Annotated in this window: 15 protein-coding genes and 1 riboswitch; of the genes, 7 read left to right on the top strand and 8 right to left on the bottom strand. The window is 70.6% G+C overall.

Going from position 1 to position 15,538, the window contains the following annotated elements:
* Positions 1-118 precede the first annotated feature (118 nt).
* Complete coding sequence (locus HHX31_RS30480; RefSeq protein WP_169952686.1) at positions 119-2,164, top strand: molybdopterin-dependent oxidoreductase; 2,046 nt, start codon at positions 119-121, stop codon at positions 2,162-2,164.
* Here HHX31_RS30480 and HHX31_RS30475 read toward each other — a convergent pair.
* Positions 2,135-2,584 (bottom strand): GNAT family N-acetyltransferase, encoded by a 450-nt coding sequence (locus HHX31_RS30475; protein ID WP_169952684.1) that lies wholly within the window; start codon positions 2,582-2,584, stop codon positions 2,135-2,137. The genes HHX31_RS30480 and HHX31_RS30475 overlap by 30 nt on opposite strands.
* 85 nt (positions 2,585-2,669) lie before the next feature.
* Here HHX31_RS30475 and HHX31_RS30470 point away from each other — a divergent pair, with 85 nt between their 5' ends.
* Positions 2,670-3,119, top strand: a complete 450-nt coding sequence (locus HHX31_RS30470; protein ID WP_169952682.1) for a hypothetical protein — start codon at positions 2,670-2,672, stop codon at positions 3,117-3,119.
* Between the two features lie 4 nt (positions 3,120-3,123).
* Here HHX31_RS30470 and HHX31_RS30465 read toward each other — a convergent pair whose 3' ends face one another.
* Both HHX31_RS30465 and HHX31_RS30460 read right to left on the bottom strand, forming a co-directional pair.
* Positions 3,124-3,519 (bottom strand): VOC family protein, encoded by a 396-nt coding sequence (locus tag HHX31_RS30465; protein ID WP_169952680.1) that lies wholly within the window; start codon positions 3,517-3,519, stop codon positions 3,124-3,126.
* Between the two features lie 42 nt (positions 3,520-3,561).
* Entirely contained in the window at positions 3,562-3,807 is a 246-nt protein-coding gene (locus HHX31_RS30460; RefSeq protein WP_169952678.1) for a hypothetical protein, read from the bottom strand.
* A 5-nt stretch (positions 3,808-3,812) separates the two neighbouring features.
* Positions 3,813-3,883: riboswitch (guanidine-III (ykkC-III) riboswitch) on the bottom strand.
* 147 nt (positions 3,884-4,030) lie between these two features.
* Between HHX31_RS30460 and HHX31_RS30455 the strand changes: the two genes are divergently transcribed.
* Positions 4,031-5,854, top strand: a complete 1,824-nt coding sequence (locus HHX31_RS30455; RefSeq protein ID WP_169952676.1) for an acyl-CoA dehydrogenase — start codon at positions 4,031-4,033, stop codon at positions 5,852-5,854.
* A 242-nt stretch (positions 5,855-6,096) separates the two neighbouring features.
* Here the strand turns inward: HHX31_RS30455 and HHX31_RS30450 are convergent, their stop codons facing one another.
* The 5 genes from HHX31_RS30450 to pdhA form a co-directional block, all read right to left on the bottom strand.
* Complete coding sequence (locus HHX31_RS30450) at positions 6,097-6,402, bottom strand: Dabb family protein (RefSeq protein ID WP_169952674.1); 306 nt, start codon at positions 6,400-6,402, stop codon at positions 6,097-6,099.
* Between the two features lie 112 nt (positions 6,403-6,514).
* Positions 6,515-7,384, bottom strand: coding sequence for a hypothetical protein (locus HHX31_RS30445; RefSeq protein ID WP_169952672.1), 870 nt, complete (start codon positions 7,382-7,384; stop codon positions 6,515-6,517).
* A 171-nt stretch (positions 7,385-7,555) separates the two neighbouring features.
* A complete protein-coding gene (locus tag HHX31_RS30440) occupies positions 7,556-8,962 on the bottom strand; it encodes a dihydrolipoamide acetyltransferase family protein (RefSeq protein ID WP_169952670.1) in 1,407 nt (468 codons plus the stop codon).
* A 16-nt stretch (positions 8,963-8,978) separates the two neighbouring features.
* On the bottom strand, positions 8,979-9,953 hold the full coding sequence (locus HHX31_RS30435; protein ID WP_169952668.1) for an alpha-ketoacid dehydrogenase subunit beta: 975 nt from the start codon (positions 9,951-9,953) through the stop codon (positions 8,979-8,981).
* Positions 9,950-11,041 (bottom strand): pyruvate dehydrogenase (acetyl-transferring) E1 component subunit alpha, encoded by a 1,092-nt coding sequence (pdhA, locus tag HHX31_RS30430; RefSeq protein ID WP_169952666.1) that lies wholly within the window; start codon positions 11,039-11,041, stop codon positions 9,950-9,952. The genes HHX31_RS30435 and pdhA overlap by 4 nt, the downstream gene beginning before the upstream one ends.
* A gap of 297 nt (positions 11,042-11,338) precedes the next feature.
* Between pdhA and purS the strand changes: the two genes are divergently transcribed.
* From purS to purL, 4 genes are all read left to right on the top strand, one after another.
* Entirely contained in the window at positions 11,339-11,584 is a 246-nt protein-coding gene (gene purS, locus HHX31_RS30425; protein WP_169952664.1) for a phosphoribosylformylglycinamidine synthase subunit PurS, read from the top strand.
* 173 nt (positions 11,585-11,757) lie between these two features.
* Positions 11,758-12,207 carry an ATP-binding protein gene (locus HHX31_RS30420; RefSeq protein ID WP_169952662.1) on the top strand — a complete coding sequence of 150 codons (450 nt, stop codon included), beginning with the start codon at positions 11,758-11,760 and terminating at the stop codon, positions 12,205-12,207.
* A 293-nt stretch (positions 12,208-12,500) separates the two neighbouring features.
* Entirely contained in the window at positions 12,501-13,184 is a 684-nt protein-coding gene (gene purQ, locus HHX31_RS30415; RefSeq protein WP_169952660.1) for a phosphoribosylformylglycinamidine synthase subunit PurQ, read from the top strand.
* Complete coding sequence (gene purL, locus HHX31_RS30410; protein ID WP_169952759.1) at positions 13,184-15,436, top strand: phosphoribosylformylglycinamidine synthase subunit PurL; 2,253 nt, start codon at positions 13,184-13,186, stop codon at positions 15,434-15,436. The genes purQ and purL overlap by 1 nt, the downstream gene beginning before the upstream one ends.
* The last annotated feature ends 102 nt before the right edge of the window (positions 15,437-15,538 follow it).

The following is a 15,538-nucleotide window of genomic DNA, read 5'->3' as shown; positions in this document are numbered from 1 at the left end:
AGTGCCGGGAAGCGCGGGACCGGCGCAGAGGAGAGCGCGGGACCGGCGCAGAGGAGAGCGCGGGCGCGGCGTGCGGGGGCACGCGGGGGCACGCCTGGCGGCGCGCTAACGTCGGAGCATGAGCACGCTACCCGTCCTCGGCGCATGTCCGCTCGACTGCCCCGACACCTGCTCCTGGGTCGTCGCCGTACGTGACGGCGAGGCCGTCGGGCTGCGTGGCAACCGCGACCACCCCTACACGCGCGGGGCGCTGTGCGTGAAGGTCAACCGCTACCTGGAGCAGGTGCGGTCGGCCGACCGCCTTCTCCACCCGCTGAAGAGGGTGGGGCCCAAGGGAGCCGGCCGGTTCGAGCGGATCAGCCTGGACCAGGCGCTCTCCGAGATCGCCGCCAAGCTGTCGTCGATCGTCGAGGAGCACGGCGGCGAGTCGATCTGGCCCTACCTGGGCACCGGCACGCTCGGCTTCGTCCAGGGCGAGTCTGGTCACGCGGGGCGGCGGTTCTGGAACATGCTCGGCGCGTCCCGCCACGACCCCAACATCTGCGCCAGGGCGGGCAACGACGGCCTCCGCTACACCAACGGCACGCCGGGCGGCATGGACCCGGAGAACTTCGCGCTCTCGCGGCTCGTCCTGCTGTGGGGCACCAACACGCTGACCAGCGGCCACCACCTGTGGAAGTTCATCCAGGACGCCCGTACGGCGGGGGCGTACGTCGTGGCCATCGACCCCATCCGCACCCGTACGGCCGACCAGGCGGACGAGCACCTGGCGATCAGGCCGGGCACCGACGCGGCGCTCGCCCTCGGCCTGCTGCACGTCGTGCTGGAGGAGGGCGCGGAGGACCGCGCGTACATCGAGGAGCACACGCTCGGCTGGGACGAGTTCGAGGCCGAGATCCGCAGGCATCCCCCGTCCCTGGTGGCCGAGATCACCGGGCTGCCCGAGGAGCGCATCCGCGCGCTCGGCGTACGGCTCGCGCACACCCGGCCGACCGGCATCCGGGCCACGATGGGCATCCAGCGGCACGAGGGCGGCGGGACCGCGATGCGGACGATCGCCTGCATCCCCGGCGTGACCGGCGACTGGCGCTATCCGGGCGGCGGCGTCGCCTACTCCACCTCGGCGTACGCGCCGCCTGGTCCCGACACCCGCGACGACCTGCTCCCCCACCCGGTGCGCACGCTGGCGATGACCCGGCTGGCCGACGGCCTGGACGAGTCGGTCAAGTGCCTGTGGGTCTACGGCGCCAACCCCGTGGGCTCCACCTCCGACCAGAACCGGATCAGGGCCGCGCTGACGCGCGAGGACCTGTTCACCGTGGTCATGGAGCACTTCCCGACCGACACCGCCGACTACGCCGACTACGTGCTGCCCGCCACCATGCAGATCGAGCACCTCGACGTGCACCACGGATACGGGCACATGTACATGGTGTGGAACGAGCCCGCCGTCGAACCGCCGGGCGAGTGCCTGTCGACGACCGAGACGTTCCGCAGGCTCGCCAGGAAGATGGGGCTGACCGAGCCGTCCCTGTACGACTCCGACCTCGAACTGGCCGAGCAGACGCTGGCCCAGGCCGGCGTCTCACTGGAGGAGATGCGCAAGCGGGGCTGGGCGCGGCTGCCGGTGGCCGAGCCCTTCGTGCCCTTCACCGAGGGCTTCCCGACAGCCAGCGGACGGCTGGAGTTCGCGTCGGAGCGGGCCGAGGCCGCCGGGCTGCCGCGTGTGGCGGGCTACATCCCCTCGCTCACGGCCCGTACGGCTCCCGCCGACCGGCCGTACCCGCTCGTGCTGCTCACCCCCGCCTCGCACACGTTCCTGAACTCGACGTTCGGCAACAACCCCGAACTGCGCAGGCGGTCGAAGGGGCCGCGGGTGCTGGTCAACCCGGCCGACGCCGCGTCGCGGGGCCTCGTGGACGGGCAGGCCGCCCGGGTCTTCAACCACAACGGCGAGTTCCGGGCGTACGTCGAGGTCAGCGACCGGGTGGCGCCGGGCGTGGTGGCGGCGCCGAAGGGGCACTGGCCGAAGTTCGCCGCGGGGGCCAACCCCAACGCGCTGGTGGACGAGCGGGACGCCGACATGGGCAGGGGCGCGGTCTACCACGACAACTTCGTCGACGTCGCCCCGCTGTCACAGGAGGAGCTTGAAACCCTCATGTGAGGCCGTGAAGCCGAGCGCGCCGTAGAAACGGTGGGCCTCGGTGCGGGCCTTGTCCGACGTGAGCTGCACCAGCGCGCAGCCGCGTTCCCTGGCCCGCTCGACGGCCCACCGCAGCATCGCCGTGCCGATGCCACGGCCGCGGAGCGGCACGGCGACCCTGACCGCCTCGATCTGCGCGCGCTCGCCGCCCCGGCGCGACAGCCCGGGAATGTAGGTGAGCTGCATGGTTCCGACGATCTCGCCGTCCGACTCCACGACGATCAGCTCGTTGCGCGGGTCGGCGTCCACCGCCTCGAAGGCGACGTAGTAGTCCGGCTCCACGGCGGATGACGGCCGCGAGGCGGTGACCGGGTCTTCGGTGATCATCGCCACGATGACGGGCACGTCCGCGCGCCTGGCCGTACGGAATTCGAGATCCATGCCGGGAGACTAACCGGGGCGGGTCAGGGGAGGGTCAGGGACTTCCCCGATGCCGCGGAACCGCCCAGAAGGGCACGCTTATGGCATGAACGAACTGACCCGAATGGACGAGATGTCCTTGGCCGGCGCGGCCCTGCGCGGCGCGCCCTGGCGGGCAGCGGCGACGTCCGGCGGGGCGGTCGCGGCCACCAGCTTCCTCCTGGGCGTCATCCTGCCCGGCCCGGCCGACCTGACCTGGGCCCTGTGCGTGGGCCTCACCGTGTTCACCCTGGTCGCGGCGATCGGCGCGATCTCCAAGCCCGACGCCGGCGACCGGGCGACCCGGCAGGCCCGTCTCTGGGCGCTGCGCCACCCCTGGCGCTTCTCGCTCTACCCGGCCCTCGGCGCGGCGGCGCTGATGTACCCGGTGCAGCTCGTGATCGACCGCGAGGGCGTCTTCGGCGCGGCCTGGGACGCGTTGCTGGGCGGCGCGCTCGTGCTGCTGATCACCGCCGTTCTCACGGTCTCGATGCGCGGGCGCGCCAGGGGCAACTGAGCCTCTACCCTGCGGACTCGGTCTTCGCTTCCCGCTCCGCCGCGCCGCGGCAGACGCAGAACTCGTTGCCCTCGGGGTCGAGGAGAGTGACCCAGCCCGCGCCGTCCGCGGTGCGGTGGTCCTCGTACGGCTTGGCCCCGAGCGCGAGCAGCCGCTCCACCTCCTGGTCGCGGGTGCCGTCCCCGGTCGGCCGCACGTCGAGGTGCAGGCGGTTCTTGACCGTCTTGCCGTCGGGCACCTGGATGAACAGCAGGTGCGGCGGGCCGTCCGGACGATCGAGCATGACCTCGTCGTCCTCCGGCTCCGAGTCGACGAGCGGCCAGCCCAGGGCCTCGCTCCACCACTGGGCCAGCTCGTACGGCCGGGCGCAGTCGATCGTCATCGTCTGGATCTCAATCATGGCGCCCACCCAATCGAGACACCGGCGAAGGTGTCAAGCGGGTTACGTGGCCGCCCGCCGGGGTCGCAGCGCCCGGAGGAGGCCGGCTCCGGACACCAGGGCCCAGACCCCCTCCAACAGCAGGAACCCCCAGTCGTCGTCCACGTACGCGAGCACCGCGAGCACCGCGGAGCCGGCGAGGTTGAGCACCAGGTAGATCTTCGAGCGGTTGTCGAGGACGTTCATCTGGGAGAGCAGGAACGCGCCGAGGATGAGGATGGCGCCGGCGATCTGCAGAACTTGGTCCATGTCCTTACGCCCACCGTCTTCGCTGGTCCGGGTACGGCGGGCACCTCGTCCGGGAAGGCCGCGGCTCGCGGTCTTCTCACAACGGGACTTTACCGTCTGTGCGTCACGAACCCGGCAATCTGTGGCCCAGGCCATGGATAAGTGGGGTTACCCATGGGTAGCATTCCTTTAGAGTTACCGACCAGTACGTTACCCCCGGGTTCGGTTCTAGGAGCGCACACAGATGGGTCACTACAAGAGCAACCTCCGCGACCTGGAGTTCAACCTCTTCGAGGTGTTCGGCCGCAGTGAGATCCTCGGCACCGGCCCGTTCGCCGACGTCGACGAGGACACCGCGCGAAGCGTGCTGGACGAGGTCAACCGGCTGGCCACGGGCCCGATCGCCGAGTCGTTCGAGGACGCCGACCGCCACCCGCCCGTATTCGACCCCGCCACCCACAGCGTGACCATGCCGGAGAGCTTCAAGCGCTCCTACCAGGCCTGGGTGGACGCCGAGTGGTGGCGCCTCGAACTGCAGCCTGAGCTCGGCGGCACGCCCGCCCCGCGCAGCCTCGTGTGGGCCATGGCCGAGATGGTGCTCGGCGCCAACCCCGCCGTCTGGATGTTCGCCTGCGGCCCCGCCTTCGCGCGCCTGCTGTTCGAGCTCGGCACCCCCGAGCAGAAGCGGTTCGCCGAGATGGCCGTCGAGCGGCACTGGGGCGCGACCATGGTGCTCACCGAGCCCGACGCCGGCTCCGACGTCGGCGCCGGCCGTACGAAGGCGGTCCGGCAGCCCGACGACACCTGGCACATCGAGGGCGTCAAGCGCTTCATCACCAGCGCCGAGCACGACATGGCCGAGAACATCTTCCACCTCGTGCTGGCCCGGCCCGAGGGCGCCAAGCCCGGCACCAAGGGCCTGTCGATGTTCCTCGTGCCGAAGTACCTGGTCGACCTGGAGACCGGTGAGCTGGGCGAGCGCAACGGCGTCTACGTCACCAACGTCGAGAAGAAGATGGGCCTCAAGGTCTCCACGACCTGCGAGCTCACCCTCGGCGAGAAGCACCCCGCCATCGGCTACCTGGTCGGCGACGCCCACGACGGCATCCGGCAGATGTTCATGGTGATCGAGCACGCCCGCATGATGGTGGGCGCCAAGGCCATCGCCACGCTCTCCACCGGCTACCTCAACGCGCTGGACTTCGCCAAGAACCGCGTCCAGGGCGCCGACCTCACCCGCTCGGGCGACAAGACCGCCCCGCGCGTCACCATCACCCACCACCCCGACGTACGCCGCGAGCTCATGCTGCAGAAGTCGTACGCCGAGGCGATGCGGGCGCTCGTGCTCTACACGGCGACCATCCAGGACCAGATCCAGATCGCGGAGTTCGAGGGCCGCCGCGACGAGGCCGCCGAGGCGCTCAACGACCTGCTGCTCCCGCTGGTCAAGGGTGTCGGCTCCGAGCGGTCGTACGAGCTGCTGGCCCGCTCGCTGCAGACGCTGGGCGGCTCGGGCTTCCTGCAGGACTACCCGATCGAGCAGTACATCCGCGACTCGAAGATCGACTCGTTGTACGAGGGCACGACCGCCATCCAGGGCCAGGACCTGTTCTTCCGCAAGGTCCTGCGGAACCAGGGCGCGGCGCTGGGATCGCTGCTCGGCGAGATCAACGAGTTCGCCGGCTCCGAGGCGGGCAACGGGCGGCTCAAGGTCGAGCGCGGCCTGCTCGCCGAGGCGGCGGTCGAGGTCAAGGCCATGGCCGACACGATGGCCGGGTGGGCGATCTCCTCGATGGAGACGCCGCAGGAGGTCTACAAGGTCGGGCTCAACACCACCCGGTTCCTCATGGCGCTGGGCGACCTGGTGCTGAGCTGGCTGCTGCTGCGCCAGGCCGAGGTCGCGCTGAACGCGCTGTCCGCCTCGGAGAAGGACAAGGCGTTCTACACGGGCAAGGTCGCCGCGGCCTCGTTCTTCGCGCAGAACGTCCTGCCCCGGCTGGCCGCCGAACGCCGAATCCTCGCCGCCACCGGCCAGGACCTCATGGACCTCCCCGAAGACTCCTTCTAATCCCCCACTTCAACCACCGTGATCTTGTAGTTTGTCGCAGCGACCCGCTCTGACCTGGGCGAAGACCCTGCGTGATCATGCAGATCTTGCCCAACTGCGCCACCTACCTGCAGAAACGCCCCCCGTGATCATGCAATTGCATGATCACGGGGGGCGTTTCTGCAGCTCAGACGGATATACGCACACCATCTGCATGATCACCAATGGTGTTTCCCCAGGCGGGAGGCCCTGGATGCGACAAACTACAAGATCACGCGGGGAGGGAATTGGACGGCGGCGCGGGCGGCGAGGATCGGGGCGATGCACTCGTCGACCACCGCCAGGTGGGCCGGGTGGTCCCGGTAGACCACGTAGTCCTCCGGGGAGTCGAAGTCGGCGACCACGGCGAAGGAGAAGTTGCCCTGGTTGACGCCCGCGTCCGGGCCGATCTGGTAGGAACGCAGCTCGGGGATGGCGTCCGGCAGCTCGCTCAGCCGCCTGGCCACCTCTTCGCGCTGCTCCTCGGTGGCGTCATCGGTCCACTGCAGCAACACGACGTGGCGGAACATGCTCTCCCCCTGGGATGGACGAAGCTCACGCGGCCTCCGTGGCCGCGCCGTTGACAGCGATCATCCTCTCATCCCCCACGCCGCGGATCGGATCCGCCGTCCCGCATGACGACTACTGCCAGTGCCACTCGACGGAGGCCCGCCTGCGCCGGGCGGCGAGCCATTCGCCGAACGCGGCCTCGCCCGCCGCGGCCAGCGTCTCCGCGTCACCGTCCCGCGCCGGCCGGCGCTCCAGCACGATCCCGGTCAGATAGCCCTCGCCGTACGTCATCGGGCCGACCAGGGCGCCGGGCACGGCGTGGCGCAGGGGCGCGGGCAGGTCCCTGACCCACCGTTCGCCCACGGTCACCATGGCCTCCCCGTTCCACACCAGGCCGTCCGGGCCGCGCAGCGACTCCCCGTTCACCGGCCGCGAGCCCGTCACCCACAGGGCGCGTACGCGGTCGAAGTCCGAGCGGTGGGCGGCGAGGTGGGCAGACGCGAGCTCGGCCTCCTTGCGCCGCCGGAAGCGCCGCCGCCGCGCGATCCCGGCGATGAACGCCTCGAACTGCTCGCCGGACAACGGCAGCTCCGCCAGCCGGGCCAGCGTGGACGCGCGGTCGCCCAAGCCGTGGCCGGCACGGAAATCCTCGGCTGCCGCCAGGAGTTCGGCGTCGTCGAGCGGTTCGCCGTCCTCCAGCGTCTCGTCCATCAGCAGGCACTGCTCGACGATCTCTTCGAGCGGGCAGCGCCCGGCACGGTCACCGTACGGCCGCCCGCGCACCAGCATGAGCGCGTCGGCGACGGGCAGGCGCACCCGGTCCACCGTGACCAGGTGACCTGCGGCCCGGAGGACCGGGCGCCCGTCCGGCGCGCGCACGCCCTCAGGCGACGGCCCGGGTACGGCCGTACGCCTGCCGAGCAGGCCACGCAGCAGTACGGCGGCGAACGCGGTGGCGGGCACGACGCTCATCGCGGCCCTGTCGGCGGCCCGGCGGGACATTCACTGTTGTCCCACCGGGTCGCGGGGACCTCCGGGCGCACGGTCTTCGGGAGGACGCGGCGCACGGTGACGTCCCGCCTGCCGCTCGGGATGAGGGTCACAGCCGAAAACCTAGGAACCGCCGCTTGGACCTCACTGGTCCGGATCTTGCAGTCGACTTGAGCGGGGCGATCAGCTCCAGGCGAGCATGCGGAGGGGGTCCTCCAGCATGGCGCCGACGTCACGCAGGACGTAGGAGCCGAGCTCGCCGTCGACCACGCGGTGGTCGAACGACAGCGCCAGGGTGGTGACCTTGCGGACGGCGAGCTGCCCGTCGACCACCCAGGGCATGTCCCTGATCTGGCCCACGGCGAGGATCGCCACCTCTCCGGGATTGAGGATCGGGGTGCCCGCGTCGACGCCGAAGACGCCCACGTTGGTGATCGTGATCGTGCCGCCGCTGAGCTCGGCCGGCTGGCACTTGCCCGTACGCGCCCGCTCGGTGAGCTCGCCGAGCGCCTTGGCGAGCATGGGCAGCGACATCGCGTCGGCGTCCTTGATGTTGGGCACGATCAGCCCGCGATCGGTGGCCGCGGCGATGCCGAGGTTCACGTAGTGCTTGACCACGATCTCGTCGCCGGTCCACGAGGCGTTGGCCATGGGGTGCCGCTTCACCGCCGTGATCAGCGCCTTCGCGACCAGGAGCAGCGGGGAGACCTTGACCTCGGCGAACTCGGGCAGCGTACGCAGCCGCCGCACCGCCTCCATCGTCTCTGTCACGTCGACCTGGAGCCACTCGGTCACGTGCGGGGCCGAGAACGCGCTGGACACCATCGCCTGCGCGGTCGCCTTCCTGACCCCTCTGACCGGGACGCGCTCCTCCCGTACGCCCGCCTCCCGGGTGGCGCTCGGGGCGGGGGCCGCGACCGCCGCTTCCACGTCCGCCCGGGTGATCGACCCCTGGGGGCCGGTGCCCGTGAGGGCGGCCAGGTCAACGCCGAGGTCCTTGGCGAGCTTGCGCACCGGCGGCTTCGCCAGGACGCGCACCCGTTCCCGCACACCGGAGCCGTTGCCCTGTGTCATCCCGGCACCTGGGGTTGTCCCCGCACTTGGGATCACCCCGGCAACCCGTACCGCAGAGACCGATGGAGCGGAAGGCGCGGGGGACGCCGGTTTGCGGGGACGGCGGCGGGTGGCGCTCGTCTTGACGCCGTATCCGACCAGCACCGGCTGACGCTGCTCCTTGGCGGGAGCCTGAGCCGACCCCTGCGCCGACCCCTCAGCCCGGGCGCCGTTCCCCACGTCGGGAACCAGGTCACCGGCCAGCGCCTCCTGACGCGAGCCGGCGGCATCGCCGCCCTCGCCGTCCTCCACGGAGATGATCGGGGCGCCTACGTCGACGGTCTGGCCCTCGTCGGCCATCAGAGCGGAAACGGTGCCCTCGTACGGGCACGGCAACTCGACGACGGCCTTGGCCGTCTCGATCTCCACGATCGTCTGGTTGATCTTCACAGAGTCGCCAGGGGCGACATGCCACCTGACGATCTCGGCCTCGGTCAGTCCCTCGCCCACGTCGGGGAGCCTGAACTCGCGCAGCATGGCAGATCCCTCCCCCTCAGTAAGCGAACGTACGGTCCACGGCGTCGAGCACGCGGTCCAGGTCGGGCAGGTAGTGGTCCTCCAGCCGGGACGGCGGGTAGGGCGTGGAGAACCCGCCCACACGCAGCACCGGTGCCTCCAGGCTGTAGAAGCAGCGCTCGGTGACGCGCGCCGCGATCTCGGCCCCGAAACCGGTGAAGACCGGGGCCTCGTGGACGACGACGCACCGTCCGGTCCGTGTGACGGACTCCGTCAGTACGTCCACGTCGAGGGGGTTGAGCGAGCGCAGGTCGACGACCTCGATGCTCCGCCCGTCCTCCTCGGCCGCCGCGGCGGCCTCCAGGCAGGTCTTCACCATCGGCCCGTACGCGACCAGCGTGACGTCACGGCCCTGCCGTACGGTGCGGGCGCGATCGAGCGGAAGGCCTGGGGCGGCGAGGTCGACGTCCGCCTTGTCCCAGTAGCGGCGCTTCGGCTCGAAGAAGATGATCGGGTCGTCGGAGCGGACGGCGTCCTGGATCATCGTGTACGCGTCCGCGGGGTTGGAGCACGCGACCACGCGCAGGCCCGCGGTGTGGGTGAAGTACGCCTCGGGCGACTCGGAGTGGTGCTCGACCGCCCCGATGCCGCCGCCGCAGGGGATGCGTACGACGACGGGCAGCTTGAGCGTGCCGAGCGACCGCAGCGGCATCTTGGCGAGCTGGGTGATGATCTGGTCGGCGGCCGGGAACACGAACCCGTCGAACTGGATCTCGCAGACGGGCCGGTAGCCGCGCAGGGCAAGACCGATCGCCGTCCCGATGATGCCCGACTCGGCGAGCGGCGTGTCGATCACGCGGTCCTCGCCGAAGTCCTTCTGCAGGCCGTCGGTGACGCGGAAGACGCCGCCGAGCTTGCCGACGTCCTCTCCCATCACGAGCACCTTGGGGTCGTCCTCCATGGAGCGGCGGAGGCCCTCGTTCAACGCCTTGGCGAGAGTCAGAGTGGTCATCGTTCGAACCCCGCCAGATAGGTCAGGTACTGCTCGCGTTCCTCGTCGAGAAGTGCGTGGGAGCCTGCGTACACGTGCTCAAAGATAGCCCCGGGCGGCGGGTCGGGCAGCGCCAGACACCGGCTGCGCGCGTCCTTGCCGAGCGCGTCGGCCTCGGCGTCGATCTTCTCGAAGAACTCCTGGTCGGCGAGCTGGTTCTTGAACAGGTACGCCTTGACCCGCTCGATGGGGTCCTTCAGCTTCCACGCCTCAAGCTCGTCCGCGAGGCGGTATCGGGTGGGGTCGTCCGAGGTGGTGTGCGCGCCCATCCGGTAGGTGAACGCCTCGATCAGCGTGGGCCCCTGCCCCTCGCGGGCGTTCTGCAGCGCTCGGCGGGTCACGGCGAGGCAGGCGAACACGTCGTTGCCGTCGACCCGGATCCCCGGGAACCCGAAGCCGGAGGCCCTTTTGTAGAGGGGGATCTTCGACTGCTTCTCCAGCGGCTCGGAGATGGCCCACTGGTTGTTCTGGCAGAAGAAGACGACGGGGGCGTTGAACACCGAGGCCCAGATGAAGGACTCGTTCACGTCGCCCTGGGAGGTGGCGCCGTCGCCGAAGTAGACGATCGTGGCCGCGTCGGCTCCGTCGCGCTGGACGCCCATGGCGTAGCCGACCGCGTGTAGGGTCTGGGAGCCGATGACGATCGTGTAGAGGTGGAAGTTGTGCTCGGCCGGGTCCCATCCGCCGTTGCTCACCCCGCGGAACAGGCCGAGCAGCTTGACCGGGTCGACGTCGCGGCACCAGGCCACGCCGTGCTCGCGATAGGTGGGGAAGGCCATGTCGGCGTCGGTGAGCGCCCGCCCCGAGCCGATCTGCGCCGCCTCCTGCCCGAGCAGGGACGCCCAGATGCCGAGCTCTCCCTGCCGCTGGAGCGCGACGGCCTCCAGGTCGATCCGCCGGACGAGGACCAGGTCACGGTAGAGGGAGCGGACCTCCTCAGCGGTCAGCTCGATGTCGTAGTCGGGGTGCTCGACCCGCTCCCCTTCCGGGGTGAGCAGTTGGACGAGCTCCGGGGGTGCGTCTACACCTCGAGGGGCGTCGGCTGTCACGTGCCACTCCTGTGCGTGTCGGGCCCCCCGCGGGAGGGGTCACCCCCGCAGCGAGGCCGGGTCGTGTGGCGTACGGCCGCTGGGGTGGACGACCGGGCGCATATGTGGACATCGTGGCAGAACTCGCACCCCCTAGCGCAAGCCCCGCCGTCTCGTCCACACTTCTCCGATTCCCGGACCACGAGACGCCACACCCGCGCCACCGGGGCCACAGGGGGCGCGACGGCGGGGCGGCACTAGGCTTGACCCAGGCGGACCCCCCGACACCGGCGGGCCATTTCGAACTGGAGGAACATCGTGGCGCGCGTGATCGTCGACGTCATGCTCAAGCCGGAGATCCTTGACCCGCAGGGCCAGGCGATCGCCCGGGCGCTGCCGCGACTCGGCTTCTCCGGGGTCGCCGGCGTGCGGCAGGGCAAGCGGTTCGAGCTGGAACTGGACGGCCCGGCCGACGAGGCCGCACTTTCGGACGTCCGAAAGATGGCCGAAACCCTGCTGGCCAACACGGTCATCGAGGACTTCTCGATCCACGTCGAGAGCTGAAGTGACGCATTTCACACCACTATTTCCGCCTCATATCAACCTCAAATGAGGCTTCGGTCCCTCTCGAACCCACCTATACGGCGCGCCCTGATTAACAGCAACGTGATTTTGCGGTTAGCCCTGATTCATCGGGGAAGCCTTCCTTGGTGACCTTCGACACCGGGAGGGGTCCGGTGGATATTGAGTTCTCACTGGCGATGCCACGGGACGCGATAGGCATCCCCATGGTGCGCCGGGTGGTGGGAGACGCGCTCCGGTCTCTCGGGGTGACCGAGGAGTGCGTGTCCGACATACTCCTGGCGACGTCCGAGGCGTGCGCGAACGCCGTACGGCACGGTGGTCCCGCCAACCGCTACGAGGTCATGGCGACCATCGGCAACGGCCGCTGCGAGTTGCGCGTCGCCGACGAGGGCGAAGGGCTGCACATGATCCCCCGGCAGTACCCGCCGGCGGAGACCGAGAACGGACGGGGCATCCTGATCATGCGGGCCGTCGTGGACGATCTTTCGTTCGACATCACGCCCGGGCGCGGCACCACGGTGCGCATGTGCAAGGAACTCGACTGGGACAAGAACGCCATCGCCCATCACCTCACCCTCGACCGTCACCTCGCCGGGGTCTGAGGACCGCCGAGGCACCGTTACCCGCCGGCCTCACCCGAGGCCGGCCTGGGCAGCCCTGGGGTCCCGCGCATCCCGCGCGGCCCTGATCCGGTCCCGCGCCCCCCGCCCCAGGCTTGCGAGAACCGTCGCGAGGCACCGCGCAGTGCCCGGGAACCCCGGCGGTGTGCGTGCGTGATCGGGACTGGCCGCCACGGGAGGAGCCTGTTTGGCGGCTCCGATACCCTGAGGTGTACCGCCACCGACCGCCGTCCGGCACATGAGACGGCGGCGTGCGCCTTGGAGGGAATACTGTCATGAGCGCTGCCCGGGTGGGCGTCGTCACCTTCCCCGGAACACTCGACGACCAGGACGCCGCGCGAGCCGTACGGCTGGCCGGAGCGGAGGCCGTGCCCCTGTGGCACGCCGACCACGACCTCAAGGACGTCGACGCCGTCTTCCTGCCGGGCGGGTTCTCCTACGGCGACTATCTTCGCTGCGGGGCGATCTCCCGGTTCTCCCCCCTCATGACCGAGCTGATCCCGGCCGCCCGGTCCGGGCTGCCCGTGCTCGGCACCTGCAACGGCTTCCAGATCCTCTGCGAGGCGCACCTGCTGCCCGGCGCGCTGACCCGCAACGAGGGCCTCCACTACATCTGCCGCGACCAGCGCATCCGGGTGGAGAACACGCGTACGGCGTGGACGGGGGACTTCACCGACGGCCAGGAGATCGTGCTGCCGATCAAGCACGGCGAGGGCCGGTACGTCGCCGACGCCGCCACGCTCGCGGCGCTGGAGAGCGAGGGCCGGGTGGTCTTCCGCTACGCGGGCGGCAACCCGAACGGCTCGCTCAACGACATCGCGGGCATCACCAACGAGGCCGGGAACATCGTCGGTCTCATGCCCCACCCGGAGCACGCGGTCGAGGAACTGACCGGCGCGCCCAGCGTGGACGGCCGCCACTTCTTCACCTCGATCCTCAAGAGGCTGGTGAACGCGTGATGCTCGACAGTGTGAGCCGTGCGCTGGAGACGCCGGACGAGCGCCAGCCGTACGCCGAGCTGGGCATGAAGGACGACGAGTACCAGCGCGTACGCGAGATCCTCGGACGCCGCCCGACCAGCTCCGAGCTGGCCATCTACTCGGTGATGTGGAGCGAGCACTGCTCCTACAAGTCGTCGAAGGTCCACCTGCGGCAGTTCGGGACCAAGGCGCCCGCGTCGGAGGCCCTGCTCGTCGGCATGGGCGAGAACGCCGGCGTGGTCGACATCGGCGACGGCTGGGCCGCCACCTTCAAGATCGAGTCGCACAACCACCCGTCGTACGTCGAGCCGCACCAGGGCGCGGCGACCGGCGTCGGCGGCATCGTCCGCGACATCATGTCGATGGGCGCCCGGCCGATCGCGGTCATGGACTCGCTGCGCTTCGGCGGGGCCGACCAGCCCGACACGCGGCGCGTGCTGCCGGGTGTGGTCGAGGGCATCAGCCACTACGGCAACTGTCTCGGTCTGCCCAACATCGGCGGCGAGGTCGCCTTCGACCCCTGCTACATCGGAAACCCGCTGGTCAACGCCCTGTGCGTCGGCCTGCTGCGCAAGGACCAGATCAAGCTGGCCACGGCGCCCGGGCCCGGCAACAAGGTCGTGCTGTTCGGCGCGCGGACCGGCGCGGACGGCATCGGCGGCGCGTCGGTGCTGGCGTCGGCCACCTTCGAGGACGAGTCGCAGGCCAAGCGGCCCGCCGTGCAGGTCGGCGACCCGTTCATGGAGAAGCTGCTGATCGAGTGCTGCCTGGAGCTGTACCAGGCGGACGTGGTCGTCGGCATCCAGGACCTCGGCGCGGCCGGGGTGTCGTGCGCCACGACGGAACTGGCCGCCAAGGGCACCGGCGGCATGGACGTCGACCTCAACCTCGTCCCGCTGCGCGACCCCACGCTGCGGCCCGAGGAGATCCTCATGAGCGAGTCGCAGGAGCGCATGATGGCGGTCGTCACGCCCGACGACATCCCCGCCTTCATGGCGATCTGCGACAAGTGGGATGTCCCGGCGACCGTGATCGGCGAGGTCACCGACACCGGCAGGCTCGTCATGACCTGGCACGGCGAAGTGATCGTCGACATCCCGCCGGGCACGGCCGCCGACGAGGGCCCGGTCTACGAACGTCCGTTCCACGAGCCCGCCGGGCAGGCGGCGCTCAACGCCGACGGCCCCGAGCGGCTGCCCAGGCCCGAGGACCTGCGGGAGACCCTGCTCACCCTGCTCGGATCGCCCAACCTCGGATCCAAGGAGTGGGTGACCTCCCAGTACGACCGGTACGTCCGGGGCAACACGGTCCTCGCCCAGCCCGCCGACGCCGGCATGCTGCGGATCTCCGAGGTCATGCCGGGCGCCCAGGAGACCACCCGGGGCATCGCGCTCGCCACCGACGGCAACGGCCGCTACGCGAAGCTCGATCCGTACACGGGGGCCCAGCTCGCGCTCGCGGAGGCGTACCGCAACGTGGCGGTGACCGGGGCGAAGCCGCTCGCCGTCACCAACTGCCTCAACTTCGGCTCGCCCGAGGACCCCGAGGTCATGTGGCAGTTCTCGGAGGCCGTACGCGGGCTCGCCGACGCCTGCCGGACCCTGGGCGTGCCGGTGACCGGCGGCAACGTGTCGTTCTACAACCAGACGGGTTCTACGGCGATCAACCCGACGCCGGTGGTCGGCGTGCTCGGCGTGATCGACGACGTGGCGCAGCGGGTGAGCTCCGGCTTCACGGCCCCCGGCCTGCGCGTCCTCCTGCTGGGCGAGACCCGCGAGGAGTTCGGCGGCTCCGAGTGGGCGCACGTCGTCCACGGCCACCTGGGCGGCCTGCCGCCGCAGGCGGACCTGGAGGCCGAGCGCTCCCTGGCGGCGGTGCTGTCGGAGGCGGCGGCCCGCGGGCTGCTGGAGGGTTCGCACGACCTGTCCGACGGCGGCCTCGCCGTCGCCCTGGCCGAGGCGTGCCTGGCCAGGGGCGTCGGCTGCACGGTGGCCCTGCCGGGCGAGGACGCGTTCGTCGAGCTGTTCAGCGAGTCGGCCGCGCGGGCGCTGGTGTGCGTGCGGCCGGAGGCGTTCGACGCCTTCGCCGAGCTGTGCGCCCGCCATGAGGTGCCCTGCTCCGGGCTCGGCCTCACCGGCGGCTCGGCGCTCACGGTCGAGGGCGTCCTCGACGTCCCGGTCGAGGAGCTCCGCGAGGTCCACGCCTCCGCGCTGCCGCGCGTCTTCGGCTGACCTCGAGTGATCTCGGGCTGATCCCGAGCGTACGAAGGCCCTTCCGGACGGATCGTCCGGAAGGGCCTTCTCATGTCACGCCGCCGGCGGCCGCCCTTCCGG

Origin of the sequence: Microbispora sp. H11081, assembly GCF_012999535.1 — a bacterium.
Classification (GTDB): Bacteria; Actinomycetota; Actinomycetes; order Streptosporangiales; family Streptosporangiaceae; genus Microbispora.
The sequence above is the reverse complement of the archived record's forward strand: the minus strand, read 5'-3'. Positions and strand labels throughout refer to the sequence as shown.

Coding starts and splice junctions, on each gene's coding strand:
- HHX31_RS30465 (WP_169952680.1), bottom strand. CDS start 3,519: ATGATTGAGATCCAGACGATGACGATCGACTGCGCCCGGCCGTACGAG.
- HHX31_RS30480 (WP_169952686.1), top strand. CDS start 119: ATGAGCACGCTACCCGTCCTCGGCGCATGTCCGCTCGACTGCCCCGAC.
- purQ (WP_169952660.1), top strand. CDS start 12,501: ATGAGCGCTGCCCGGGTGGGCGTCGTCACCTTCCCCGGAACACTCGAC.
- HHX31_RS30455 (WP_169952676.1), top strand. CDS start 4,031: ATGGGTCACTACAAGAGCAACCTCCGCGACCTGGAGTTCAACCTCTTC.
- HHX31_RS30445 (WP_169952672.1), bottom strand. CDS start 7,384: ATGTCCCGCCGGGCCGCCGACAGGGCCGCGATGAGCGTCGTGCCCGCC.
- HHX31_RS30450 (WP_169952674.1), bottom strand. CDS start 6,402: ATGTTCCGCCACGTCGTGTTGCTGCAGTGGACCGATGACGCCACCGAG.
- HHX31_RS30440 (WP_169952670.1), bottom strand. CDS start 8,962: ATGCTGCGCGAGTTCAGGCTCCCCGACGTGGGCGAGGGACTGACCGAG.
- HHX31_RS30470 (WP_169952682.1), top strand. CDS start 2,670: ATGAACGAACTGACCCGAATGGACGAGATGTCCTTGGCCGGCGCGGCC.
- HHX31_RS30460 (WP_169952678.1), bottom strand. CDS start 3,807: ATGGACCAAGTTCTGCAGATCGCCGGCGCCATCCTCATCCTCGGCGCG.
- HHX31_RS30435 (WP_169952668.1), bottom strand. CDS start 9,953: ATGACCACTCTGACTCTCGCCAAGGCGTTGAACGAGGGCCTCCGCCGC.
- purL (WP_169952759.1), top strand. CDS start 13,184: ATGCTCGACAGTGTGAGCCGTGCGCTGGAGACGCCGGACGAGCGCCAG.
- HHX31_RS30475 (WP_169952684.1), bottom strand. CDS start 2,584: ATGGATCTCGAATTCCGTACGGCCAGGCGCGCGGACGTGCCCGTCATC.